This window comes from Terrihabitans rhizophilus, from assembly GCF_033898525.1.
GTDB lineage: Bacteria > Pseudomonadota > Alphaproteobacteria > Rhizobiales > Methylopilaceae > Flaviflagellibacter > Flaviflagellibacter rhizophilus.
On the sequence record NZ_JAXAFJ010000001.1, the window covers coordinates 318,394 to 343,387 of the forward strand.

At 65.3% G+C, this 24,994-nt stretch carries 23 protein-coding genes; 11 read left to right on the forward strand and 12 right to left on the reverse strand.

The genetic code is table 11. From position 1 onward, the window contains the following. Positions 1-194: 194 nt before the first annotated feature. The 5 genes from SCD90_RS01420 to SCD90_RS01440 form a co-directional block, all read right to left on the reverse strand. Positions 195-1,211: an AbrB family transcriptional regulator gene (locus SCD90_RS01420; protein WP_319842827.1), complete on the reverse strand. Its 1,017-nt coding sequence runs from the start codon at positions 1,209-1,211 to the stop codon at positions 195-197. Positions 1,212-1,293: 82 nt separating this feature from the next. Then, positions 1,294-2,118 (reverse strand): sugar phosphate isomerase/epimerase family protein, encoded by an 825-nt coding sequence (locus SCD90_RS01425; protein WP_319842828.1) that lies wholly within the window; start codon positions 2,116-2,118, stop codon positions 1,294-1,296. Between the two features lie 34 nt (positions 2,119-2,152). Then, complete coding sequence (locus tag SCD90_RS01430; protein WP_319842829.1) at positions 2,153-3,667, reverse strand: tripartite tricarboxylate transporter permease; 1,515 nt, start codon at positions 3,665-3,667, stop codon at positions 2,153-2,155. A 45-nt stretch (positions 3,668-3,712) separates the two neighbouring features. Continuing rightward, complete coding sequence (locus tag SCD90_RS01435) at positions 3,713-4,234, reverse strand: tripartite tricarboxylate transporter TctB family protein (RefSeq protein WP_319842830.1); 522 nt, start codon at positions 4,232-4,234, stop codon at positions 3,713-3,715. A gap of 18 nt (positions 4,235-4,252) precedes the next feature. Further along, the gene (locus tag SCD90_RS01440) at positions 4,253-5,221 is read right to left on the reverse strand and encodes a Bug family tripartite tricarboxylate transporter substrate binding protein (RefSeq protein WP_319842831.1); all 969 of its coding nucleotides are present in this window, start codon (positions 5,219-5,221) and stop codon (positions 4,253-4,255) included. A 109-nt stretch (positions 5,222-5,330) separates the two neighbouring features. Here SCD90_RS01440 and SCD90_RS01445 point away from each other — a divergent pair, with 109 nt between their 5' ends. Further along, positions 5,331-6,062 (forward strand): GntR family transcriptional regulator, encoded by a 732-nt coding sequence (locus tag SCD90_RS01445; protein WP_319842832.1) that lies wholly within the window; start codon positions 5,331-5,333, stop codon positions 6,060-6,062. Positions 6,063-6,384: 322 nt separating this feature from the next. Here SCD90_RS01445 and SCD90_RS01450 read toward each other — a convergent pair whose 3' ends face one another. From SCD90_RS01450 to SCD90_RS01480, 7 genes are all read right to left on the reverse strand, one after another. Then, positions 6,385-7,425, reverse strand: coding sequence for a threonine aldolase family protein (locus SCD90_RS01450; protein WP_319842833.1), 1,041 nt, complete (start codon positions 7,423-7,425; stop codon positions 6,385-6,387). A 5-nt stretch (positions 7,426-7,430) separates the two neighbouring features. After that, positions 7,431-8,648 (reverse strand): aminotransferase class V-fold PLP-dependent enzyme, encoded by a 1,218-nt coding sequence (locus tag SCD90_RS01455; RefSeq protein ID WP_319842834.1) that lies wholly within the window; start codon positions 8,646-8,648, stop codon positions 7,431-7,433. A 49-nt stretch (positions 8,649-8,697) separates the two neighbouring features. After that, positions 8,698-9,462 carry an amino acid ABC transporter ATP-binding protein gene (locus tag SCD90_RS01460; RefSeq protein ID WP_319842835.1) on the reverse strand — a complete coding sequence of 255 codons (765 nt, stop codon included), beginning with the start codon at positions 9,460-9,462 and terminating at the stop codon, positions 8,698-8,700. Position 9,463: 1 nt separating this feature from the next. Continuing rightward, a complete protein-coding gene (locus SCD90_RS01465) occupies positions 9,464-10,567 on the reverse strand; it encodes an amino acid ABC transporter permease (RefSeq protein WP_319842836.1) in 1,104 nt (367 codons plus the stop codon). Between the two features lie 3 nt (positions 10,568-10,570). After that, on the reverse strand, positions 10,571-11,767 hold the full coding sequence (locus SCD90_RS01470; RefSeq protein WP_319842837.1) for an amino acid ABC transporter permease: 1,197 nt from the start codon (positions 11,765-11,767) through the stop codon (positions 10,571-10,573). Positions 11,768-11,831: 64 nt separating this feature from the next. Continuing rightward, positions 11,832-12,857 carry an amino acid ABC transporter substrate-binding protein gene (locus SCD90_RS01475; RefSeq protein ID WP_319842838.1) on the reverse strand — a complete coding sequence of 342 codons (1,026 nt, stop codon included), beginning with the start codon at positions 12,855-12,857 and terminating at the stop codon, positions 11,832-11,834. 26 nt (positions 12,858-12,883) lie between these two features. After that, entirely contained in the window at positions 12,884-13,600 is a 717-nt protein-coding gene (locus tag SCD90_RS01480; protein WP_319842839.1) for a GntR family transcriptional regulator, read from the reverse strand. 548 nt (positions 13,601-14,148) lie between these two features. Between SCD90_RS01480 and SCD90_RS01485 the strand changes: the two genes are divergently transcribed. From SCD90_RS01485 to SCD90_RS01530, 10 genes are all read left to right on the forward strand, one after another. Next, positions 14,149-15,417: an imelysin family protein gene (locus SCD90_RS01485; protein ID WP_319842840.1), complete on the forward strand. Its 1,269-nt coding sequence runs from the start codon at positions 14,149-14,151 to the stop codon at positions 15,415-15,417. Positions 15,418-15,424: 7 nt separating this feature from the next. Beyond that, complete coding sequence (locus tag SCD90_RS01490; RefSeq protein ID WP_319842841.1) at positions 15,425-16,879, forward strand: multicopper oxidase family protein; 1,455 nt, start codon at positions 15,425-15,427, stop codon at positions 16,877-16,879. Then, positions 16,876-18,060, forward strand: a complete 1,185-nt coding sequence (locus SCD90_RS01495; protein WP_319842842.1) for a di-heme oxidoredictase family protein — start codon at positions 16,876-16,878, stop codon at positions 18,058-18,060. The genes SCD90_RS01490 and SCD90_RS01495 overlap by 4 nt, the downstream gene beginning before the upstream one ends. Continuing rightward, positions 18,060-19,085, forward strand: a complete 1,026-nt coding sequence (locus SCD90_RS01500; RefSeq protein WP_319842843.1) for an imelysin family protein — start codon at positions 18,060-18,062, stop codon at positions 19,083-19,085. The genes SCD90_RS01495 and SCD90_RS01500 overlap by 1 nt, the downstream gene beginning before the upstream one ends. Next, positions 19,085-20,182 carry a DUF1513 domain-containing protein gene (locus SCD90_RS01505; protein WP_319842844.1) on the forward strand — a complete coding sequence of 366 codons (1,098 nt, stop codon included), beginning with the start codon at positions 19,085-19,087 and terminating at the stop codon, positions 20,180-20,182. Before SCD90_RS01500 ends, SCD90_RS01505 begins: the two co-directional genes overlap by 1 nt. A 150-nt stretch (positions 20,183-20,332) precedes the next feature. Next, positions 20,333-21,052 carry a GntR family transcriptional regulator gene (locus tag SCD90_RS01510; RefSeq protein WP_319842845.1) on the forward strand — a complete coding sequence of 240 codons (720 nt, stop codon included), beginning with the start codon at positions 20,333-20,335 and terminating at the stop codon, positions 21,050-21,052. Positions 21,053-21,210: 158 nt separating this feature from the next. After that, positions 21,211-22,080, forward strand: a complete 870-nt coding sequence (locus SCD90_RS01515; protein ID WP_319842846.1) for a transporter substrate-binding domain-containing protein — start codon at positions 21,211-21,213, stop codon at positions 22,078-22,080. Positions 22,081-22,183: 103 nt separating this feature from the next. Next, complete coding sequence (locus SCD90_RS01520; RefSeq protein ID WP_319842847.1) at positions 22,184-22,837, forward strand: amino acid ABC transporter permease; 654 nt, start codon at positions 22,184-22,186, stop codon at positions 22,835-22,837. Between the two features lie 5 nt (positions 22,838-22,842). Beyond that, positions 22,843-23,634 (forward strand): amino acid ABC transporter ATP-binding protein, encoded by a 792-nt coding sequence (locus SCD90_RS01525; protein ID WP_319842848.1) that lies wholly within the window; start codon positions 22,843-22,845, stop codon positions 23,632-23,634. Positions 23,635-23,638: 4 nt separating this feature from the next. Continuing rightward, a complete protein-coding gene (locus SCD90_RS01530; RefSeq protein ID WP_319842849.1) occupies positions 23,639-24,988 on the forward strand; it encodes an amidohydrolase family protein in 1,350 nt (449 codons plus the stop codon). Positions 24,989-24,994 lie beyond the last annotated feature (6 nt).

The window sequence follows — 24,994 nt, forward strand, 5'->3', positions numbered from 1 at the left end:
CAAGTTCCGCGATGTGCTCGCGGTGCGATCCACCTGGACCATGTCGGTGCATGAGGAACTTACGCGTGGAGCGCGGGATCCAACAGAGAAAGCGCTTGGCCCGGATTGGGAACCCGCAATCTCAAGATCACCTATGATGATGGAGTGTAGCGGATCGCTCGGCGTTTCGTACTCGCACCAACAAGCCGTTGCATTCAGCGAGGCTTGAGAACTAGGCGAAACAAGGTCGGTGTCGTCAGGAGAACAAGTATCACCCGGCACAATTGGCAGGTGACGACAAAGGCGGTGTGAACTCCGATCGCATACGCCACGATCGTGATTTCGACGATGCCGCCGGGTGCGAAGGCGAGGATGAGCGCGAGCAGGGGTTCATCCGCGAACAGGCTGCACAGCCACGCGGCGCCCAACGCCGCCGCCAGCAGCACCACCGCCCACGCAAGGCCGTGGGCGGCGGTGGTGCGGAGCTCCCTCCAGGTGGTGCCGGCGAACCGTGCGCCGGAAATCGACCCGATGATGACCTGCACGAAGGCGACGAGCCATCCCGGCGGCGAAACCTCCGTCAGGCCGCCCACATGGACGGCTGCGCTCAGCAGCATGGGCACCACCATGACGCCGCCAAGACTGCGGAAAGGACGGCCGATGAAGAAGCCCGCCACGCCGCACGCCAGCAGGATGATCCAGTCCTGCAAGGCGGCTTCCGGAGCCGCATGGACCGGCGCGGCGCTGCCGAGCGGATCGCCGGGCAGGAGCAGCACCTGAACGAGGAACGGCACGGTGAAGACCACGAGGATGATCCGTAGAGCGTGGATCAGCACGAGCCTGCGCACGTCCCCGCCAAGGCTGCCACCGAGTAGGGTCAGTTCTCCGAGACCTCCCGGAGCGGAGGCAAAGAAGGCCGTGACGCTGTCATAGCCTAGCCCTTTGTGGAAGAACGCCCAGCCCAGGAACGTCATGGCGACCGAGTAGAGCAGCAGGGTGGCCAGCACGTCCCACCAGCCGAGCATCGACATCACCACCGGCAGGGAGAATGCGCTGCCGGCCAGCACGCCCACAAAGGGACGGGCCACGTTCCAGGCTACGCGCGGCAGGAACCATCCTCCACCGGCAAGCGCCATGGCGGCGGTGGCGAACAGCGAGCCGAGCGTCCACGGCAGGGGCGTGTGCAAGGCGTGGAAGACCGCGCCGCCGACAAGGCCGACGGCGAGGGCCACCAATGTGTTGCGGACCGCTGTCAAGTTCGAGGATTGGGCCATGGCGGGACCGTAGCGGCGATGGCGCCGCTACGTCACGGGTTCAGGCAGCCATCTCGACCATGCCAGCCAGCTTTTCGCGGCCTTCCACCATGTCCTGCAGCGTGCCGAACGCGTTCATGTAATGGCCCTGGAAACCTAGCTTATCCAGCTTCGCGAAGAGGCCGGGGAAGTCGAAGTCGCCAGTGCCCGGCAACAGATGCTCTTCCTTGCCGTTGCGCCAGCAATCGGCGAGCCGCACCTCGTCGCACCTCTTGATGTCCATGGCGGCAAGGAAGGCATCGACACCGTCGTCCACGATGTGGGCATGGTTGGCGGTGAATGCCCAGCGCAGATTGGGCGATGACAGCCGGTCGAAATAGAACAGGGTCTCCTCGACATTATGGCCGAGATAGTGGACCTCGGCGTCGTCCGGCTCCCAGTTCATGTTTTCAAGCAGCAGCGTGAGGCCGATCTCCTCGGCATAGCCGCTGAGCCGCTTCAATCGCTCCAATCCCGCATCCATCCGCATCTGCACGTCGGAGGTGAAGTGATAACCGGCGTGCACCACCATCCACTCGCCGCCCAGCTTCTTGCAGGCATCCATGTGTCCCATGAGGTAGCGGTCGACGCCATCGCGGACATGCGGCGCCACCTCGGCAACGTTGACGGCGGACATGGTGTGCACGCCGACATGGATGCCATGCTGGTCGCACACGTCTCGGATGCCGCGGATGCGTTCCGGCGTCAGGGTCTCGATGGCGTTGGGGGCCACGTCGATCTTGAGGTCGAGATAGCGGATGCCGTGCTGCACGGCGGCGGCCAGGCCGTCCTCGATCTTGTTTCGCTGGCCGAGGTCGACGCCGATGCGGTCTCGCAGTGTGGTCATGGTTCGCTCCTTGGATCTGGTCTTGAAGGTGGGATCAGTGGATCGCCGGCACGGCCGGGATATCCGCGGCGCGGCGCTCGCGGCGGCGGCGCAGGGCGGTCATTCCGAGCGAGCCGGCGATGAACAGGACCGTCAGGCCGAGCAGCCCGGCAGACAGCGGATCCTGGAAGAAGATCGCGTGTTCGCCGTAGCCGAGATCTACAGCGCGCCGGTAATTGCGCTCCACGATGCCGCCGAGCACGAGGGCGAGCACCAGCGGCAGCACGGGAAACCGCAGGGTCTTCATCACATAGCCGAGCACGCCCATGCCGATCATGATCAGCACGTCGAAGATGTTCTGGTTGACCGAGTAGACGCCCGAGGACACCAGCGCGATGATGAAGGCCATCAGGAAGGCGCGCGGCCGGTTCACCAGCCAGATGCAGGGCGGCAGCATCAGGAAGCCCAGCACGAGTTGCGACAGGTTGGCGATGAACAGGCCGCCGAACAGGCCGTAGACGAATTGCGGGTTCTTCGTCAGCAGCGCCGGGCCGGGCTCGATGCCGTGCAGGATGAGGCCACCGAGCAGCACCGCCGTCGACCCTGAGCTCGGGATGCCGAAGGTCAGTGTTGGAATCAGCGCCGTTGCCGCCACGGTGTTGTTGGCCGCCTCCGGCGCCGCGATGCCCTCCGGCGAGCCCTTGCCGAACTCTTCCGGATGCTTCGACCAGCGCCGCGCCTCGTTGTAGGAGAGGAAGGAGGCGAGCGTCGCGCCGCCGCCCGGCGTGACGCCATCGAAGGTGCCGATGCCGGTGCCGATCAGCGTGGCCGGCATGATGCGCTTCAGCATCGGCCAGTTGGGCAGCTTGATGCGCATGCTGGTGGAGGCGCGGTCCCAGGCCGGCGCGCTGGTCTGGTGGAACAGTTCCGCCATAGCGAACATGCCGATCAGCACGAGTATGGGCTCGATGCCGCCGAGCAGTTCCGCCGAGCCGAAGGTGAAGCGCTGCACGCCGGAGAGCGGGTCGATGCCGATGGTGGAGATCGCGAGCCCCACGATCGCGGCCAGGAAGGCCTTGATGATGGAGCCATCGGACAGTGTGGCGATGAGGCTGAGCCCGAACACGCCGAGCGCGAAGAAGGCCGGCGCCGTGAAGTAGAGCGCGATGCGCGAAAGCGGACCGGTGAGCCCCACCACCAGCACCATGCCGATGAGTCCGCCGATGACGCCGGCCACAAGCGAGATGCCCAAGGCTTCGCCGCTCTTGCCCTGCTTGTGCATCTCATAGCCGTCGATGACGGTGGTCACCGCCGCGCTGGTGCCGGGCGTGCGGATGAGGATGGCGGGTATGGAGCCGCCATATTCCGCGCCGACATAGGTGGAGGCCAGCAGGATGATGGCCATGGTGGGGTCCATGCCGAAGGTGAACGGCAGGAGCAGCGCCATGGTGATGGATGCGGAGAGGCCGGGAAGCGCGCCCCCGATGATGCCCCAGGCCACGCCGGCAAAGGCGTAGAACACGGCCGGCGAGGCGAAGATGGTGTGCAGTGCTATGTTGAAGCCGTCCATTGCGGTGTCCTGCTTCTTTTCTGGCGGCGCGGCCGCAGGTCAGGTTCAGGCGAAGGGCAGGCCGTGGGCCGCTGCGAACAGGCGGCTCCAGAGGCCGAGCGGCATGTGGATGCCGAGCAGGACCATGAAGAACAGCCAGAAGAACAGGCCGCCGCCAATGGCAACCGCGACGGACATGGCCGATAGCGGATAGCCCCCGTAGCGCGACACCGCGAGGATCAGCAGGCCGATGGCGACCGGGTAGCCGACGAGTTCCAGGGCCAGCACGAACAGCAGAACGATGCCGAGCAGGCCGAGCGCTCGCTTGTGCTCGAACCACAGGCGCCCGGGCTCCTTCCGCTCCTCGGGCACGGCGGCTGACGGACGGGCCCTGGCAAGGCCGGCGGAGTACAGGGCCTGTCCGATGAGCGCCACCGAGAGAACCGCCCCGCAGATCGCCAGCAGCTTGGGAAATGCGGACGACGGAACCGTGGTGTCCAGGATGCTCGGCGGCATGGCGGCCGCCGAGACATAGTAGGCGATGGAGAGCACAAGCAGCACGCTGCCCGAGACGAGGTTAGCCAGCATGGGACCGTGCCTCCGGGGCTAGTTCTTCTTCTGCTTCAGGCCGACCTGCGTGAAGAACGCGTCGAGCTCGGACGCGAACTTGTTGGTCAACGCATCGAAATCCTGCGCCGAGAGATAGGCCGGGATGCCGTTGCTCTTGGTGTAGAACTCCTTGTACTGCGGGTCTTCAAGCACCAGCTGGATGGCCTTCTCCCAGGCCTGCGCGATCTCCGGAGGCGTACCCTTCTTGACGACGAAGCCGCGCCAGCCGGTGGCGGTCACGTCCACGCCCTGCTCCTTGGCGGTGGGAACGTCCGGGAAATTTGCGAGGCGGGTGTCCATGACGGCCGCCAGGATGCGCATCTGCCCGGCCTCGACCTGCGCCGTGATCTCCTGCGCATCGCCGGAGCCGATATCGACCGCGCCGCTCAGCACGTTCAGCGTCAACTGGCCCCCGCTGTCGTGCGTCGCCACGACCATGTTGAGGCCGGTGCGGAGCTTGAAGGTCTCCACGACCATGCGGTCGATGGACGCCGCCGTTCCCGCGCCGAACTTCAGCTTGCCGGGGTTCTCCTTGGCATAGGCGACCACGTCCTGCAGCGTCTTGAACGGGCTGTCGGAACGCACAAAGAAGATGGGCGAATCGTACAGCACGTTCACGACGGGCTGCATGTCCTTGTAGCTGTAGGGCGGGTTGCTGAGCACGCTGACGACGACGTGCTGGGTGGACACGCCATAGAGCAATGAGCCGTCCGCCGGCCCTTCAACGATGCGCCGCATGGCATTCGCGCCGCCGCTGCCGGGCACGTTCTCAACGACGAAGTTGATGCCCCAGCGCGGGCCCAGCGTCTTCACCAGGTTGCGGAGGAACACATCGCCGCCGCCCCCGGGCCCGGAGCTGGTGATCAGCGTCACCGTCTTGTGCGGATAGGCCGGATATTTCGCGTCCTGCGCGAATGCCGAACCCGCCAGCAGGACCGCTGAACCGAATAGCGCAGCAGACAGCATTCTCCCGATGCTCTTCATGACGTTCTCCACCCTTTGCCACGGCGGGTTTTCCCGCTCGTGGAGACGGTTTCCCGCCTCTGTTTATGCCATCATGATTTGCTAGCCCCAGTTGATTGTCAACAATATAGGCGCTAAATACAAACTTATGGCGATTGAACCGCATCCTGACGATGTATTGTCGACAAACGAGGTAATGACCTCCGCCGATCGCGCGTTTCGGGTTCTCGAGGAGGAAATCGTCAGCGGCCGCATCCCCATGGGTACGAAGCTCGGCGAGGAAAGCCTTGCCTCCCGCTTCGGCATCAGCCGAGGGCCCCTGCGCGAGGCGCTAAGGCGGCTGGAAGGTCGTTCGTTGGTCGTCAGTGCGGCGCACGCCGGCGTACGTGTCGTCCAGCTGAAGACGGAAGACCTGATCGAGCTCTACGAGGTCAGGGAAAGCCTTGAAGGCTTGGCGGTGCGTCTTGCCGCAGAACGTGGGTCCGATGAGGAGATCAGATCCTTGCGCGCCTTTGTAGACAGCCAGGCCGCAACGCGTGCGCCTGATGATCGCGACTATTCCCAAGGCATTGGCGACGAGGATTTCCACTACCGCATCGCAACCGTCAGCGGTTCGAAACGATTGCAGAACCTGCTGTGCGGAGACCTGTATTCGCTGATCCGGCTCTGCCGTTTCCGGACTTGGACCATTCCTGGCCAGAAGCGCTCGCAAGAGGATCATGAGCGCATCATGCAGGCCATCGAAGAGAGGGATGGGGAACTCGCCGATCTCTTGATGCGCCGTCATGTGGCTGCTGCCCGGGCAAGGTTCATGACCGCGGAAGCCGCCTCCACGAAACTTTGAAAATGAGTTTCCGCCAGCAGCCTTGACGGCGAACTGCGCGTTGCTGGCGATCTTTGGTTAGAAGTGCTGGTCGACCGACGAAGAGATCGCGCAAGCATTTGGAAATGTGCAGCGGACGCTGGCAACCGCCCGGGCAGGCTGGGAACACGCCGTGCACTTGGATTCGTAGCACGTCGGCGGCTTCCCACCGGCGGTCCACGAGACCAGCTCGCGGCTTTTCCGTCAGTACATGCCTGGCCGCGGTGCATCCGCGAGTTCGGCGTCGCAGCCGGACGATCCTTTCGGCTTTGCCCCTGCCCCGCGGCTCCGGTACCCGAAGCTGTCAAGCCAACGCTGACCTGAGAGATGTAGCCGCAAGCGTCGTCTGGCGCGCATCTACATCAAGGTGGAACACCGCACGCATGACGTGGCTAGACTCAATGCCGATCCGCACACCGTCCTCGAGCAGGTGGCGACCGACAGCCTGCGCTGAATGTCCAGAGGCTGAAACGTCGAAGAATACGAGGTTTGTGTGTGGATTCGGGTTCAACAGCGAAACGCCTGGGATCTCGCCTAACAGTGCAGCGAAGCGCCGAGCATTTGCATGATCTTCGGCCAGGCGAGCCACATTGTGGTCGAGCGCGTACAGACCCGCTGCCGCGAGAATGCCGGCCTGCCGCATCGCGCCTCCCAGCCGGTGCTTCCAAACATCCGCTTCGGCGATGAAGTCGGCGGATCCGGCGAGAACACCGCCAACAGGGCACCCCAGGCCTTTCGAGAGATCCAGCCAAACGCTGTCGAATGGCGCTGCTTGCAGCGATGCATCCACTCCCGACGCCACGACAGCGTTCATCAGGCGAGCGCCATCCATGTGAAGAAGAAGACCGGCCCCGCGGGCTTCATCAATCAAAGCCTGCAGCACGTCCGCCGGCCAGACACTTCCACCACCGCGGTTGCTGGTCTGCTCCACGGCCACCACGCGCTGGCGAGGCGCTTTCACCCTGTGCGGCCGCAAGGTGGAGCGAAGCTGCTCGGCCGTGAAGATGCCGTCCGGCGATGCAATGGTTCGGATGACACTATGGGCAAGCACGGCAGCGCCGGCGCCTTCGGACCCGACAATGTGGGCGCTGCTGGCCGCGATGATCTCGTCGCCGGGCCGGCAGTGAACTGCGAGCGCGATCTGGTTGCACATCGTGCCCGACGGCAGGAAGAGGGCCCGCTCCTGCCCGAGGAGCGAAGCCACGCGTTCGTTCAACGCGTTGACGGTGGGGTCCTCGCCACGCTGCTCGTCACCGACCTCGGCATTCGCCATCGCCTGACGCATCGCCGTGCAGGGCTTGGTGGCGGTGTCGCTGACGAGGTCGATGCGAATGCTCGGGTTCACCGGCCTCAGGCCTGTGCGCGCAATGACTGGAGACCGTCACGAAGCGCTCCGACGGCCGCGTCGATGTCCGTCTCGTCGTTGTACGCGTGCAGGCCGAACCGCATCTGGCCGCGCCGGATCGTGTGCGCGATGCGCCGCTGCTTCAGGAATGCGGAAAGCGGTTCGATGACCGGATCACTGGAAAAGCCATGGCCGCCGGCATCGAGTTCGCCCAGCGTCAGGATATGTGACTGCCGTGGGCCACTGCCCGGCACCGCGGGTTTCAGGCCCAACGCACTGACGCCCTCGTGGAACATGGAGGCAAGGCGCAGCACCCTCGCCTCGATCGCGTCGCCGCCGAGCGCGAGCAGCCGGTCCAGCGAGGCGTCGGCCGCATAGGCGCCGGCGAGGTTGTAGCTGCCGACCTCGAAGCGGCGGCTGTCGGGCTGGTATTCCCAGTCGAAGCCGCCCATCGTGGAGTGGTCGTCCGTCTTCTGCAGCACCGAGGAGCGCGAGAGATAGGCCGGATGCAGGCGGTCGATCCACTTCGGAGACACGTAGAGAAAGCCGAAGCCGTACAGGCCCAGCAACCCCTTCGACGTCGAGGTCGCAAACGCTCCGACCGGCTCAGCGGAGAGGTCATGCCGGAAGATTCCGGCGGTCTGCACGCCATCAACCAGTAGCAAGACATCGCTGCGCTCAGCCGCCTCGCCCAGCTTCCGCAGGTCGGTACGATGGCCCGGTGCGAACGTCGCCGATGCAGCGGCAACCACCCGCGTCCGCGAGTTCATTGCGGAGATCATCGCGTCCGCGTCCACCGCACCTTCGGCATCCGCTGCAACGACCCGGACTTGCACACCGCGCTCGCGGAGGCGCAGCCACGGATAGACGTTGTTCGGATGCTCCGCGTCGGAAGTCAGGACGACGTTGTCCCCTTCCTTCCAAGGCATGGCCCAGGCGATGCTGTTGGTGCCGTCGGACACGTTGCGGGTCGCGGCGATGGTCTCCGGCGCTACATTCATGAGGCGCGCGAACTTTTCGCGGGCGGATGCCACGCGCACCTCATGGTCGGTCCGGACCGCGGACGCCATTGCCAGATGATCGAGGAACACATCCACAGAGGCGCGCACATCGTCGTGCAGGATCATCTTGTCGCAGATCGACAGGTAGGTCTGGGAACGTAGCGCCGGAAAACCTGCACGGAAATCTGCGAAGGCGTCATTCCCGGAGTCGATCGTCATCATGTCCACTTTCATCTGATAGCTGGCTGGAAGCGTCCCGGCGCGCGGGGGCCTAATGGAGCACCTGGTTCAGGAAGAGCTGCGTGCGGGGGCTTTGCGGCGCGCCGAAGAACTGGTCGGGGGAAGCGGCCTCCACCACTTCGCCGGCATCCATAAACACCACGAGGTCGGCCACCCGGCGGGCAAAGCCCATCTCGTGCGTCACGCAGATCATGGTCATGCCGGCCTGCGCCAGTTCTGTCATCACATCCAGCACTTCGCTGATCATCTCCGGGTCGAGCGCGGATGTCGGCTCGTCGAACAGCATGACCTGCGGGCGCAGCATCAGGGCGCGTGCGATGGCGACCCGCTGTTGCTGACCGCCCGAGAGCTGCCCCGGGAACTTGCGGGCCTGATCGGGGATGCGCACGCGGCGCAGGAGTTCGGCGGCACGATCTTCGGCCTCGTCCTTTTTCTCGCCCTGCGCCAGCGTCGGGCCGAGCGTGAGATTGTCCAGCACGGACAGGTGCGGGAACAGGTTGAAGCTCTGGAACACCATGCCGACCTTTCGGCGCACGGCGTTGATGCTTCGCACGTCCGAGGTCAGTTCGACACCGTCGACCACGATGTCGCCTTCCTGGTGCTGCTCCAGGCGGTTGATGCAGCGGATGGCGGTCGACTTGCCGGAGCCCGATGGCCCGCAGACGACGATCTTCTCCCCGCGCCCCACGGAGAGGTTGATGTCACGAAGAACGTGGAAGTCGTCGTACCACTTGTTGACGCCTCGCAGCTCGACGATGGGGCCTGCGGAAGCAGGAGAAGACGTCGTCGTGGACATGTCAGTTCCTCGCAAGGTCGCGCTCCACTCGCTGGCCGTATTGCGACATGGCAAAGCACAGCACGAAGTAGAGCGCGGAGATGAAGAGGTAGGATTCGATGCTGTAGCGCACCCAGACCGGATCCTGGATCGCGGTGGAGGTGGCGCGCAGCACGTCGAACAGGCCGATTATGCCGATGAAGGTGGTGTTTTTGAACGCCCGGATGATCTCGTTCATCATCGAAGGAAGAACGATCCGCATGACCTGCGGCAGCACCACGCGCGTCGTCTTCTGCCAGTAGCCCAGCCCTATGGTGTCCGCAGCTTCGTATTGCCCACGAGGAATGGCCTGCAGGCCACCGCGGATGACCTCGGCCGCATAGGCCGCGAAAAACGCCGCCATCGCGATCTGCGCACGCGCGAATTTGTCGATGGAAATCCCCTCCGGCATGAAGAGGGGGAACATCAGCGATGCCATGAACAGCACCGTCACGAGAGGCAGTCCGCGCACGATCTCGATGAAGCCTGTGCAGAGCGCTCGGATCACCGGCATGGTGGAGCGCCGGCCGAGCGCAAGGAGAACACCGGCGGGGAGCCCGCCGACGACGGTGCCGACGAACATCACGAGCGTCAGAGGCAGCCCGCCCCATTCGTGGGTTCCGATCGGCCGCAGACCGAGCACGCCTCCGAGCAGCAGCGTGAAGACCACCAGCATGGCCACGACCCAGGCCGCGAACAGCCCATAAGACCAGAACCGGCGGATGGTGGAGACGGCGGCAAGGGCTATGACGATGGCGATGACCAGCGCACCGCGCCAATGCTCCGAATACGGGAACGTGCCGAACAGCATCACCCGGTATTTCTCCGGCACGACCGCCCAGCAGGCACCCATTGCTGCGTGGCAGACCCCCGCATCCGGGGTGTACCAGACGGCGTCGAGGACAGCCCAGCGGACGAGGCCGGGCAACGTGACGAAGAGCAGCCAGAGCGCGCCGGCGGTCAGGAGCGTGTTGCCGACGCTGCCGAAGAGGTTGCGCACCAGCCATGCCCGCGAGTTGCGCACGCCGACCGGAGGTGGACGCCGGGGAACGCTGGAAGCCTTGGCGTGGGAGACCGTCGTGGCCATCGGCTACCGCTCCCGTATCTGAACGAAGCGGTTGTAGAGGTTCATGGCCATGGCGATGACGAACGAGATGCCAAGATAGATCGACATCATGATCGCGATGGCCTCGACGGTATGTCCGCTGAGGGTGACGATGGTGTTGTTGATGCTGAACAGTTCGGGATAGCCGACGGCCACGCCAAGCGAGCTGTTCTTCACGACGCTGACGAACTGCCCGGCGGCGGGCGGGACCATGACCCGTAGCGCCTGGGGAAAGATCACCTTGCGATAGGTGTGGAAGCGGCTCAGCCCGATGCTGGCGGCCGCTTCGACCTGGCCTCGACTGACGGACTGAATGCCGGATCGTACGATCTCGGCGATGAAAGCCGCGATGTAGAGACTGAGCCCCAGCAGCAGCGCCAGGAATTCGGGAGAGATCGTCGTTCCATCCCGGAAGTTGAAGCCCGCCAGCCTTGGCACCGAGATCTGGAGCGAGGCACCGCTCGCCAGGATGACAGCCAGAGGCGCGCCCAGCGCAAGGGCCGCCGCGCCGAACTGCGCCATCCGCCGCCGCCGGGCATCCGAGAGGCAGAGCAGCCCCCACCCCGCGGCACAGCCGGCGATCAGCGCAGCCAATGAGGCGAACACCGGGAAGTCGGCTCCAAACCAGGGCATGGACAGCCCGCGATTGCTGAGAAACGCCGCGCCGCCGACCGAAAGCGCATCGCGCGGGCGCGGCAGGCTCGTGATCAACGTGTACCAGAAGATGAGCTGCAGCAGTTGCGGAGTGTTGCGAAAGACTTCGACGTAGATCGAGGCCAGCTTGCGCACGAGCAGGTTCTGCGAAAGCCGCCCAACGCCGACGATGACCCCGATCACCGTCGACAGCGCGATGCCGGCTGCGGCCACCTTCAAGGTGTTGAGCACGGCCACGCCATATGCCTTCAGGAAGCTGTCCTGAGAGCTGAAGGGCACGATGGTCTCGCCGATATCGAAGCCGGCCGTCTGCCACAGGAAGGAAAAGCCGGTCGAAATGCCCTGCTTGGACAATGCATCCTGCGCGTTGCCGATCAGGAAGGCGCCGAGACCGATGACGCCCGCGACCACCACGATCTGGTAGATCCAGGCACGCACGCCCGCATCGTGCCAGGCGGAGGCAAGAGACAGCGGCGGACGCACGGGCGGCGGGCGGCGCCGCGCGGCCGCGAGGGTGGGCTGGCTCATGATCGTTCCCATGGAGCAAGTCCGGCGCGCTAGCGCGCCGGACGGGTTCTGGCTGCGGCCGCGATCAGTTGAACGGCGGTGCGTAGATCAGGCCGCCGTCCTTCCACTGCGCGTTCAGTCCGCGATCCAGCTTCAGCGGCGAGCCCTTGCCGAGGGTCCGTTCGAACACCTCACCGTAATTCCCAACCTGCTTGATGACGCGGTAGGCCCAGTCATTGTCGAGGCCAAGCGTCTTGCCGAGTTCGCCAGTCGTGCCCAGCAGCCGGCCAATGTCGGCATTGTCCCCGGCCTTCTTCTCGTCCACGTTCTGGGAGGTAACGCCGAACTCTTCCGCAGCCATCATCGCGTAGACAGTCCAGGCGACGATATCGCGCCACTGTGCATCACCCTGGCGGACGACCGGCCCCATCGGGTCCTTCCCGTACACTTCCTTGAGGATGACGAAGTCGTCTGGGTTTGACGCGGCAGTCGCACGGCCGGAGCTGAGGCCCGACGTCGACTGGACATGCACGTCGCAGCGACCACTGAAGAAGGCGTTGTTCAGCTCCTTGCGGTCCTCGATCACGACGGGGCGATAGCTGATGCCGTTGGCGCGGAAGATGTCGGCGACGATCTTTTCGGAGGTCGAACCCGGCTCCACGCAGACCGTGGCGCCGTCGAGCTCCATGGCGGTGGTGACGCCGAGGTCCTTGCGCACCATCAGCCCTTGGCCATCGTAGAAGATGGGAGCGACGATATCGAGGCCAAGGCTGGAATCACGGCTCAGCGTCCAGGTCACGTTCGCCGTCAGCACATCCACTTCGGAGGTCTGCAGCGCGGTGAACCGCGTCTGGCTCGTGACCTTCACGAACTGCGTCTTCGCAGCGTCACCTAGGGTAGCAGCCGCGATGGCACGGCACACATCGGCATCGATGCCCTGCCATTGACCCTTGCTGTCCAGGCCCGAGAAACCGGGCCGGCCGCCATTGGCGCCGCAGATCACCTTGTCGCGCGCCTTGACGCCGTCCAGCGTGCTCTGCGCGCTGGCGCCGGATGACAGCCCCATCAAGGCAATTGCGGCGATCGTAGCCGTTGCGACTGCGTACTTCATCCTGACGCCTCCTGTGTGTGGGTGTGCTAAATGGTCGGCGCCTTCGCCCCCGGCAGCGCGCCTTCAAGGCCTCCGGGCATGGCGTAGCGGCTGCGCTTGAGCAGCAGCCCGGTCCTGTGATCGAGGCCTTTGCGCAGGTGCTTGCAGATCAGCGCCCGCGCCGGCTCCGCTTCACGCCTCATGATGGTCCGGGCGATGTCGAGATGCTCCGCCACCGCGGCCAGCACACGATCGGGGCTGCTCTGCCGAACAATGCCGAAGGGAATTCGGAAGCGGAGGCGGAAGGGGCGGTACATCTCCAGAAGGCGGCGATTGCCGGCCAGCCGCATGACCTCCCAATGGAAGTCGACGCCGTGATCGTGCACCTGGGAAATGTCGCAAACTGCCGGATCCTTCAGGGTCCGCTCGAACGACTCGACATAGGAACCCAGCGCCTCGACCTGCCCCCGCGCGGCGGCCAGGAAGGCTGCCAGACCCTCGATGGCAAACCTGATCTCGTAGAGATCCTGAAGATCATCGAGAGAGAGCGCCCTCAGGATCGTCCCGCGGGTGGAATGGCTTTCCAAGACACCCTCGCGCACGAGGTCCTTCATCGCCTCGCGAACGGGTGTTCGCCCCAGGCCGAGCGCGTCGGCCAGCCCGCGTTCGGACAATGGCTGGTCATCGGTGATAGCCCCGCTCAAGAGCAGCTCGACGAGCTTCTCGTAGGCAATTTCGCTGTCACGTTTCTCGGCAGAAATCATGTTGGTATACCATTGGAATATCGGCGGTGCGTCAAGCGCATGATTGCGGCAGGACGTGCTCGTTGAATAGCCATTCGGGGGCAGGACTCCGCTCCCGCATCAGGTAGACGGGGGCGGCGCAACTCCGGACCATGCTCAAAACTTCTGCATGAGGCAGCTGATCCCGTTGGGCGGACTTGCCCTGCGTTTTGTTGTGCCAAACCACCGAATGCACCTACGAGGAGGTGGTCGAGAGAGATGACGCCACCGCTTGCTGCCGAACGACACACGTTCGGATTCAATGCTGCTGCGGGCAGCGCTCACATCCTCAGCCGAACTCTGCGCCTCAGCACGGCATCGCGGCTCGGGACATGCTTGCGCGATAAAACATTCGCCTTCGAGAATTGACGCCACGCCGGACCGAGCGGTCATGCAGCCTACCCTGTATCTATTCTAATTACAGAACAGATCTGTATCATTGACACCTCTTGTTTGCGGGCGCTTCTAAGCCGTCTTTGACGTCCCGCGATGCTGCGAACACAGGCTTTCGCGGATGGGGAGCCCTGAAGATGAAGACCTTCCAGACGATGATCTCGGCCGCCGTTATCAGCATTGCGCTGGCAGGCCCCGGCCTCACCGCCACGCAGCCTTCGGCGGTGGTGAAGGGTTATGCCGATCTCGCCGAGGCTATGTATTCCGACAGCCTGACCGCGGCGAAAGGGCTCCAGACGGCCATCGACGCCTTTCTCGCCAGCCCGTCGGACGAGACGCTGAAGGCAGCACGTGAGGCCTGGAAGACGGCGCGCGTGCCGTACCAGCAGACGGAGGGCTTCCGCTTCGGCAATCCCGTGGTCGACGAGTGGGAAGGCAAGGTCAATGCCTGGCCGCTGGACGAGGGCATGATCGACTATGTCGATGCCGGCAGCTATGGCGCCACATCCGACAGCAATCCGCTCTACACGGCGAATGTCATTGCAAACGAGGAGATCCGCATCGGCAAGGACGAGGTCGACGCCTCGAAGATCGACAAGGACCTGCTCGGCAAGCTGCAGGAAGCCGGCGGCGTCGAGTCGAACGTGGCGACCGGCTACCACGCCGTCGAATTCCTGCTGTGGGGCCAGGACCTCAACGGCACCGGCCCGGGCGCCGGAAACCGGCCCTTCACCGACTACCTGACCGAAGGCGGCACGGGCGGACACAATGACCGCCGCCGCGATTACCTCAAGGCGGCGACGGATTTGCTGGTCGACGACCTGCAGGAGATCGTCGAAGCATGGGGCAAGGACGGCGACGCCCGCAAGGAAGTGATCGCGAAGGACGGGAAGGAGGGGCTCACCACCATCCTGACCGGGCTCGGCAGCCTGTCCTACGGCGAACTGGCCGGCGAGCGCATCAAGCTCGGCCTCATCCTGCACGATCCGGAGGAGGAGCATGACTGCTTCTCCGACAACACGCACAACTCGCATTACTACGATCAGGTCGGCATGGTCGCGATCTACAAGGGCACCTACAAGGCATCCGACGGGAAGGTGACGAAGGGCCCGGGTCTGGCCGCCTACGCCGCCGAGAAGGCGCCGAAGGAAGCCAAGGCCGTGGAGGCCGCGATGAAGAAGGCCGAGGACGCATTGGCCGCGATCAAGAAGCGCGCCGCTGACGGTGTCGAGAGCTACGACCAGATGATCGGCGAGGGCAACGAAGAGGGCAACAAGCTGGTGCAGGCGGCGGTCGATGGCCTTGTCGGACAGGCACGCGCCATCGAGACGCTGGTGGCGAAGCTTGGCCTGAAGATCGAAGTCGAGGGTTCGGACAGCCTGGACAACCCTTCGGCGGTTCAGTGATCCAGCCATGATGCTGACGCGGCGACGGCTGCTGGGGGGCATCAGCGCGGCGGGGGCACTTGCTCTCACCGCGTCCGTTCCCGGCGCGCGAGCCGCGACCTCGCTGCCGGCGGCGCCTCCCGTGGTTGCGGGCAAGGTGCACGAGATCACGCTCGTCGCTGCAGAAAGCGACATGCGTTTCGGCGTCGTGGACGGGACCAAGGCCCCGCTCTGGGTGTACAACGGCGAGCCGTTTCACACGCTGCGCATAAAGCTGGGCGACACGTTGCGAGTGCGGCTGGAGAACCGGCTGGCCGAGCACACCGCCGTGCACTGGCATGGCATCCGCCTGCCGAACAGCATGGACGGCGTGCAGTTCCTGACGCAGCCGCCGGTTGAGCCGGGCCAGGAGTTCACCTACACCTTCACGCCGCCCGACACCGGCACCTTCTTCTTCCACTCGCATTGCGACACGCCGCAGCAACTGGGGCGCGGCCTTGTCGGCGTGCTGATCGTGGAGGGCGACGAGCCGCAGCCCTTCCATGGCGAACATGTGCTGGTGCTGAAGGACTGGCGGCTGGCAGAGGATGGAACCTGGCTGCCGTTCTACACGCCTGAGGGCGCGGGCCGGGCCGGCACCTTCGGCACCGTACGGACGGTGAATGGTGTCGAGGCCTTAACGGGAACGGTACCGGCGAACGGCGATATCCGGCTGCGCGTGCTGAACGTCGATCCGACGCGCATGATCCAGCTTGGGGTCGAGGGCGCGGACGCCTTCGTCATCGCGACCGACGGCAACGCGGTCGAGCCTTTTCCGCTGCACACATGGCGCATGGGCGCGGCGATGCGGGTGGACCTGCATGTTCGCGCACCAACGGCCGGTGGCACGTTCAAGCTGCTGGACTACTTCTCCGCCGAACCGTGGCCGCTTGCCGTCTTCACGGCAGAGGCATCGACCATCCCATCCCGACCGGTAGAGGCCCGCGCGCTGTATGCTCCTCATGCGCCCCTAGCCGAAATCGCCGGGGCGCACGAGATCAGCTTCCAGTTCACCGCATCCGGCGGGGCTCCCGCCGCCGCAGTGTCGGCCTTATCGGACGAGGATCCATTGTCCAAGGCTCTGCTCGACAGCCTTTGCACCGGCCAGCGCGGTCTTTGGGCCATCAACAAGCAACAATGGCCGAGCGGCGGGCACCGCGACATGCCGCCTCCGCTGGAGACGCTCGAGGCCGGACGCACCTATGTGGCGGAACTGATGAACGCCACGCCGCACCCGCACCCGATCCACCTCCATGGGCATATGTTCGAGGTGCTGTCCGCCTCGCGGCAGGAGCTTCCACGCTTCATGGCCGACACGGTGATGGTGATGCCGAAGGAGCGCGTGCGCATCGCGTTCGTGGCGGCGGAAGGTGACTGGATGTTCCACTGCCACATCCTGGAGCATCAGGAGAACGGCATGATGGGCTGGCTCAGGATCGCATGATGCGCGCTCCGGCCATCGCGGCTGCTCTGGTGCTTGCTGCGGCGCCGGTCGCGGCTCTGGCCGGTGGCGACCTCTCGCGGTCTATCGGCCGGGCGCTGTTCGAACGGGCCTGGGTCCCCGCACCGTCTTCCACCAAGGCGAATGACGGCCTCGGCCCGCTCTTCAACGCGCGCGCCTGCGTTGCCTGTCACAACGGGCTCGGACGCGCGCCGGCCACGACAGACGCGGACGGCGCGTTCATCCACCAGGGCATGGTCGTGAAGCTGAGCAACGCCGCAGGACGTCCCGATCCCGTCTATCGCGCGCAGGTCCAGACCTCTGCCGTCCCCGGCCTGCTGCCGGAGGCGCGCGTGCTGATGTCCGGCACGGAGGCCCGCCTCCTGGAGCTGTCCTCTGGACCGATATCAGCCGAAACCCGACATGGCGTTCGGCAGGCGCCCGCATTGCGCGGGCTGGGCAGGCTGTCCGACGTGCCGGACGAGGCGATCCTGGCGCTGGCCGATCCGGACGATCGCGACGGCGACGGTATTTCAGGGCGCGCCAATCTGATCGCGGATGCCGCCGGAGTTACGCGCGTGGGCCGGTTCGGGTTGAAGGCGTCCAGCGCGGATCTCCGTCATCAGGTGGAACTTGCCTTCCTGCTCGACCTCGGCATGTCCACCACGGCGTTCCCCGTCGAGTGGGGAGACTGCCCCACCCCGACCTGCCGTGCTGCGCCAGCGGGAGGCGGTGTCGGCGATCCGGAGATCCGGGATGATCTGGTGGCCATGCTCACCGATTTCCTTGCAAGCGTGCCGCCGCCGGCTGCTCAGGAAGATGATTCAAGCGGGCGGGCGCTGTTCGCGGCAACGGGCTGCGCCAGTTGCCATGTGCCGGCCTTGCCCTCAGCCCGAGGCGAGGTCCGCGCCTTCACCGACCTTCTTCTGCATGATCTCGGTGACGCTCTCGACGGCGGAGCGACCGAGCCGGACGTTGCGGCGACGGAATGGCGGACGGCTCCGCTTTGGGGCATCCGGCATGCCTTGAGTGCCGGAACCGGATTGCTGCATGACGGCCGGGCTGCCAGTGTTGCCGATGCGGTCCGGCTCCACGGCGGCGAAGCCTCGAACGCGCGGCAGCGTTTCGATGTTCTGCCGGAAGACGACCGCCTGAACCTGCTGCGCTATGTCGAGGGCCTGTGATGCGCGTGCTCCTGTCCCTGCTCTTCCTCTGCATCGGCTTGCACGGAGCAAGCGCACAGGACGCATCGCCGGCGGCTGGCAAGGCGCAGGTGCAGCGCATAGCGCAGGACTTCGTTGGCCCGCGCTATGAACGATTGCACTCGACCATGCAGGCGCAGGCGGATGCCTGGCGGCGCTTCTGCGGCGCGCCTTCTCAGCCGGGGGTCGACACCCTCGACACCGCCTTCCGAGATGCGGTGCTGGCATGGTCGTCCGTCAATCTCGTGCGCTATGGCCCCGTCTCCGAGGATTTTCGCTACGAGCGGATCGACTACTGGCCGGAGCGGAGGAACGAGGTCGCGCGCGGCCTCGCAACCCTGCTGGCGGTTCAGGAGCCGGTCCGTGCCGATGGCATGAAGGCGCGCAGCGTGGCGGCGCAGGGCCTACCTGTCCTCGAGCGCCTGCTCCACGAAGAGGGTGCGCGGGAACAGCTTGTAACGGGCGAAAGCAGCGGTCGCCGCTGCGAGATCGGGCAGGCCGTCTCCGACAATCTTGCGACGATCGCCAGCGAAATTCGGGACGGGTGGTCCGCCTTGGTCGCGCAACTGGGCACGGCGGACGAGGCTGCGCTGCGGCAGGCAGCAACCCGAATGGCGACGGACCTCCTGACAGTCTACCAGGTGGTCGGCGACCAGAAGCTGGACGGGCCGCTGGGCGGTAGTGCGGAGGAGGCACGCCCCAAGGCGGCGCAATACTGGCGCAGCGGCCTTTCGGGTCCGTCCATCGCGGCAAGCCTCGGGGCGGCGGCGGAATTGGAAAGCCTCGTGCTCGGCCCGGACAACGAGGCCGTCCGGTCTGCGCGTGACGCGGCCGAGGCAGCGGCGGCGCTTTCCGGTCCGGTCATGGACCTCGTCACGACAAACGAAGGTGGGCGAGAACTCCTGCGGTTGCGCAATGCGGTGCGGCTGGCACGCGACCAGGCATCTTTGGCGGTGCCGCCAGCGCTTGGCGTCAGCGTCGGCTTCAACAGTCTGGATGGCGATTGATGAAGATCGACCGCCGCTCCTTCATCCTTGCGCTCGCCGCATCCTTCGCCGTCGGACCGGTGCGCGCCAGCCGCGAACAGCTCTACGTGTCATCCTGCACCGACGCCTCGGGTGCCTCGAGCCTCGCGGTGTTCTCGCCCGAGGGCGGGCTCCTGTTCCGGACCAGCCTGCCGGATCGCGGGCACGACATCGCGACCAGCCCCGTCGGAGGCGACATCGCGGTGTTCGCGCGGCGTCCCGGCGACTGGACGGCCATCATCAGCCGCCGCACCCGCGAGGTGCGCACCCTCATACGCAGCCCCGAAGGCCGGCACTTCTACGGGCACGGCCTGTATTCGGCGGACGGTCGGCTGCTTTACGCCACCGAGAACCATCTGGAACAAGGCGTGGGCGTCCTCGGCGTCTACGATGCAACTGATGGCTATAGGCGCATCGGCGAACAGCCGACCCACGGCGTCGGGCCGCACGATGTGGCCTATCTGCCGGATGGCAAGACGCTTCTGGTGGCCAATGGCGGTGTTCGCACGGATCCTTCGAGTGGCCGGGAAATCCTGAACCGGGCCAGCATGGAGCCAAGCCTCGTGGTGTTCGACGCGGCCACCGGCAGCCTGCGGCACAAGATCGAGTTCGGACCTGGGATGCGTGGCCTGTCGCTTCGTCACCTCGCCGTGGCGCCGGACGGCGAGGCGGTGTTCGCCTGCCAGTTCGAGGGACCGGCGGACGAGATGCCGCCCCTCGTGGGCGTTCTGGGCGTCGACGGGCGCACGCGGATGCTCGATATTCCGGACGAGCACCTGTCGCTCCTCGACAATTATACGGGTGCGGTGGCGCTCGACCGTTCGGGACGGCTGATCGCCGCCACAAGCCCGCGCGGCAATCGCGCGGCGTTCTGGGACCGGCTGACCGGGCGCTATCTCGGCCTGTCCAGCCTTCCCGATGTGTGCGGCATCGCAGCGGCGCCGCTCGACGGCACCTTCGTGGTCAGCTCCGGCAATGCGGGGGTGCGGATTGCCCGTGCGGAGACGCATGACCTCGCCCGCGTTTCGGGGAGCGATCTGGACCTCTTCATGTGGGACAACCACATCCGCCAACTCTAGCTGGGACAAGATTGCCAGCCGCGCTTCCGTGAACCAAAGCCCGGCGTGCGTTCGGCTTTCTTGCCTGCCGGTACATCTGCGTCCGAACCGAATTCGTGTAGAGACACCACGCGTGGCCCAAGCGCCAGGCGATGAGATGGTTCGGCACGAATGAGCGCTCCAGAAGCTAATCCCGCGCACCAATCCCCGGTGCTTCAGCATTCACGCCGCATCCCGCTTGCCCGCACGGTGGCTGACACTTTGCGCGACATGATCGTGCGCGGCGAACTGGCACCGGGCAGTCGCGTCATCGAGCGCACCGTCTGTGCACGCATACAGGTGTCACGCACACCCATGCGTGAAGCCTTGAAGCTTCTGGAAGCGGAAGGGCTGATCGAGCTGTCGCAGCACAAGGGTGCCCGCATCATGTCCTTCTCCGAGGCTGAGGCGAGGGACCTTTTCGAGGTCATCGCCGGCCTGGAAAGCCTCGCCGCCGAACTGGCGGTGACGCGACTGGACGGGACCGGCCTGGAACGCCTGGAAACCATGCATTCCCAGATGCTGCTGCATTACAGGGAGCGGCAGATCGAGCCGTATTTCAGCATCAACACCGAGGTCCACGACTTCATCGTCGAAGCATCGCGCAATCCCGTCCTGATCGAGGCGCACCAGCGGCTCACCTTGCGCGCGCGCCGGGGCCGCTACATGGCCATCATCGATCCCGCCCGCCTGGCGCAGTCCGTCGACGAGCACGAAGAACTCATGAATGCCTGTCGTCGCCGCGACCCGGAGGCTGCGCGGCTGACCTGGCGAGCGCATCTGGATCATACGGGAGACACGGTCGTCGCGGTGCTCAGGCAAGAAGCCCGGGCGCTGTCGGAAGCCGGCTGAGTTCGACTGCCCAGAGAACAGGCATCTTGCTCACCAGAACGCCGGACGGGTCATGCTCCGGCGGCGCCAATTTGGTTATTATACTGAATATAAAGCAATATTTTGAATGGCATGCAATTTGAAGGAGGAGGATCAGTTCACCACCGAGGATCCGCTCCATGCCGTCTTTTGATGCGACCCGCCGTAATTTCCTGAAGAACACCAGCCTGCTTGCGGCCGTCGGCTTGTCCATGCCGGCTCTCATAGGCCTGATTGGCCGGGCCGAAGCGGCCACCACGCCGGACAGCATCAAGGCAGCCGGAGTGGTCCGGGTCGGCTGCGAAGCCGCCTATCGCCCCTTTACCTATCGCGATGGCGGAAAGATCGTCGGCTACGATGTCGAACTGGCGTCGCTGCTGTTCGCTCCACTTGGCGTCAAGGTCGAGATGGTGGACACAGCCTGGGCCGGCGTGATCCCGGCGCTCTACGCCGGAAACTTCGACGTTATCATGACCTCGCTGACCTACACCAAGGAGCGCGTGTCCCGCGTCGGCTATTCCATCCCCTACACCGAGGCCACGCAGGAAATGCTGGTGCGCGCCAAGGACGCCGGCTCCATCACCTCGCTCGATGGAATGGCCGACAAGGTGCTGGCCGTTAAGCTTGGCTCCGCCGGGGACACGATGAAGGCCGGGCTGGAGGCAAAGCTGAAGGCGGCCACCGGCAAGGGCTTTGCCGAGGTGAAGACCTATGACGATCATCCGACCGCCTATCTGGCGCTGGCACAGGGATCGGTCGACGGCGTCATCAATGCCCTGGCGACCTTGACCCAGGTGGTGAAGGACGCGCCGGGTCGATACGCGATCGTCCGCGACATCGGCCCCCGTAACTGGGCAGGCATCGGCACCCGCAAGGAAGACACCGCGCTGGTCGACTTCCTGAACGAGCGCATCACCAGCCTCAAGGCCAGCGGCGAGATCTACGCGCTGCAGGAAAAGTGGTTCGGCGTGCGGATGCAGCTGGCCGACGCCATCCCCAACTTCTCCTGATCATCAGGCCGTCCGGTGGCCGGCTGCGGCTACCGGTTCCACACCCCCACGGCAGCCGGCAGGGACCTCCCCTGCCCTGCCGGACCGATGAGCGCAGCATTCCATGATGTTCGACTGGTCCATCGTCGCGATGGCAATCCCGCTTCTTGCGGAAGGCACCTTGATGACGCTGAAGATCTCAGCGCTCGCAGCTGTGCTGGCAATGGCGGGCGGCATTGCGCTCGGCCTCATCTCGCTTGGCGGCTGGTTGTGGGCGCGGCTCCTGGTCCGCGCCTATGTGGACTTCATCCGCGGGACGCCGCTCCTCATCCAGATCTTCATCGTGTTCTTCGGCCTTCCGCTGATGGGCTGGCGGCCTGGTGAGTTCTGGTCCGGCGTCATCGCGCTTTCGCTGAACGGTGCGGGCTACATCGCAGAGGTCGTGCGCGGCACCGTGGGAGCGGTGGAAGCCGGCCAGACCGAAGCGGCCAAGAGCATCGGCATGACGCGCGGCAAGATCCTGATCCATGTGCTTCTGCCGCAGTCCATCCGGCCAATGCTGCCTGCCTTGACCAACGACATGATCACCCTGGTGAAGAACACCTCTCTTCTCTCGGTCATCTCAGTCTACGAACTGACGCGGTCCGGCCAGGCGGTGATCGCGACGCATTTCGCGCCGCTGGAGATCTTCGCTCTGCTGGCGGTCTACTACTACGTCATCATTTCCGCCCTCTCCTACCTTTCGCGGCAGCTTGAGCGCCGCCTGCCCGCATGGTGACGCCGATGGCCGCTGCTTCCTCCACGCAGCCGCTGCTGCAGGTCCGTGATCTGCGCAAAAGCTATGGCGACCGCGAAATCCTGAAGGGCATCCACTTCGACCTCATGCCCGCCGAGACCCTTGTGCTGATCGGCCCCTCCGGATCGGGCAAGACCACGGTGCTGCGCACTCTCAACCATCTGGAAGCGCCCTCGGGAGGCGAGATCAGGCTGGACGGCGAGACGGTGGGCGGCAGCTATATCGGCACCGGCGGCTCCTGGGTGCCTATGGGCGAAGGCGCTCTGGCGCGCCAAAGATGCAGCTTTGGCTTCGTCTTCCAGCGGTTCAACCTTTTCCCGCACCTGACGGCGCTGCAGAACGTCGCCCTCGGGCCGCGCAAGGTGCTCGGCATCGGGCGCAGGAAAGCCGAAGAGCGCGCGGCTCAGCAGCTCGCCCGCGTCAGCCTGTCGGCGCACATGGACAAGCGTCCATCGCAGCTCTCCGGCGGCCAGCAGCAGCGCGTTGCCATCGCGCGTGCCTTGGCCATGGAGCCGCGCCTCATCCTCTTCGACGAACCCACGTCTGCCCTCGATCCCGAACTGGTCCATGAAGTGCTCGACGTGATGAGCACGCTCGCGCGGGAAGGCATGACGATGATCGTCGTGACGCACGAGATGAGCTTCGCCCGTCAGGTCGCCGACCGCGTGATCTTCATGGCGGACGGCCACATCGTCGAGCAGGGGCCACCCGAGGTGATCTTCTCCGAACCGCGCGAGGACAAGACCAAGCGCTTCCTGACCCATGTCCTGAATCGGTGACCGCGTGACCGCACCCCTCTTCGATCTCGTATTGACCGGCGCAACGGTCCTCACCGCCGATCCGTCGAACCCCCTCGTGGAAGATGCGGTGATCGGCGTGCAGGCAGGCCGCATCACGCATCTTGAGCCTCGCGATCCTTCAGTGCCGCCGCTCCGGGCCGGCCGCACCATCGCGCTCGATGGGAATGTGGTGACGCCCGGCTTCGTCAACATCCACACCCACGCCAACCTCTCGATGGTGCGCGGGGTGGCGGAGGATCTCGGTTTTGCGCCCGCCTACACGCCCGGCATTCCGCAGGGCCACATGCTCGATGCCGAGGAGGCCTATGCCATCTCGCGTCTCGGCGCCCTCGAGGCGCTGATGTTCGGCTCCACGTTGATCAACGACACCTTCGTTCATGCCGATGCGGTGACGCCGGGCATGGCGGAGATCGGGCTGCGTGTCTTCTCCTGCGGGCGCATCCATGACGTCGACTTCTCGGGCGTTTCGCTGGGCCGTTGGGAGCATGTCGATGCGATCGGCGAGCGCCGCCTCGAAGAGGCGCTGGCACTTGCGGAGCGCTATCAAGGGCGCAGCAACAACCGCATCGGCGTGCAACTGGCCGCCCATGCGCCGGATACCTGCTCCACCCCCTTCCTGCGGCGCATCGCGCGGGCTGCGGAACAGCACGGCCTGAGGGTCACGACACACCTGTCTCAGAGCAAGGTGGAAGTCGCGCGTATCCGCGAGCGCGACGGGATGAGCCCGCCTGAACTGCTGGATGAGGTCGGGCTCCTCACCGACACGCTTCTCGCGGCGCATTGCATCCACGTCAGCGACAGCGACATCGCGCGGATCGGGCGCGCAGGCATCAACATTGCGCATATCCCGAAGGGCAATGCGACGGGCGGCACCATTGCGCCCACCTCGCGCCTGCGCGCCGCCGGCGCACGCCTGACGCTCGGGACCGACAACATGCACGCCGATATGGTGGAGGTCATGCGGTGGGCACTCGCTGTCGGCCGCATCCAGGAGGGTGCGGTTACGGAAGACTGGCAGCCTGCGTCGGTGTTCGAGATGGCCACCATCGCCGGCGCCCGCGCCATGGGGCTGGAAGATGAGATCGGCAGCCTGCGCATAGGCAAGTGCGCGGACCTCGTCGCCTTCGACTTCCGGCGTCCGCACCTGACGCCCAACACCAATCCGCTGGGCAACCTTGTTCATGTCGCGCACGGGCGTGATGTCGCCCTGGTGATGGTCGACGGAGAGATCCTCGTGGAGGACGGCAATCCGACGCGGGTGGATGCCGAAGCCATCCGCCGGGATGCCGACCGCGCCATCAAAGCCGTTTGGGCCCGTGCCCGTGCAGCCTGACCGTTC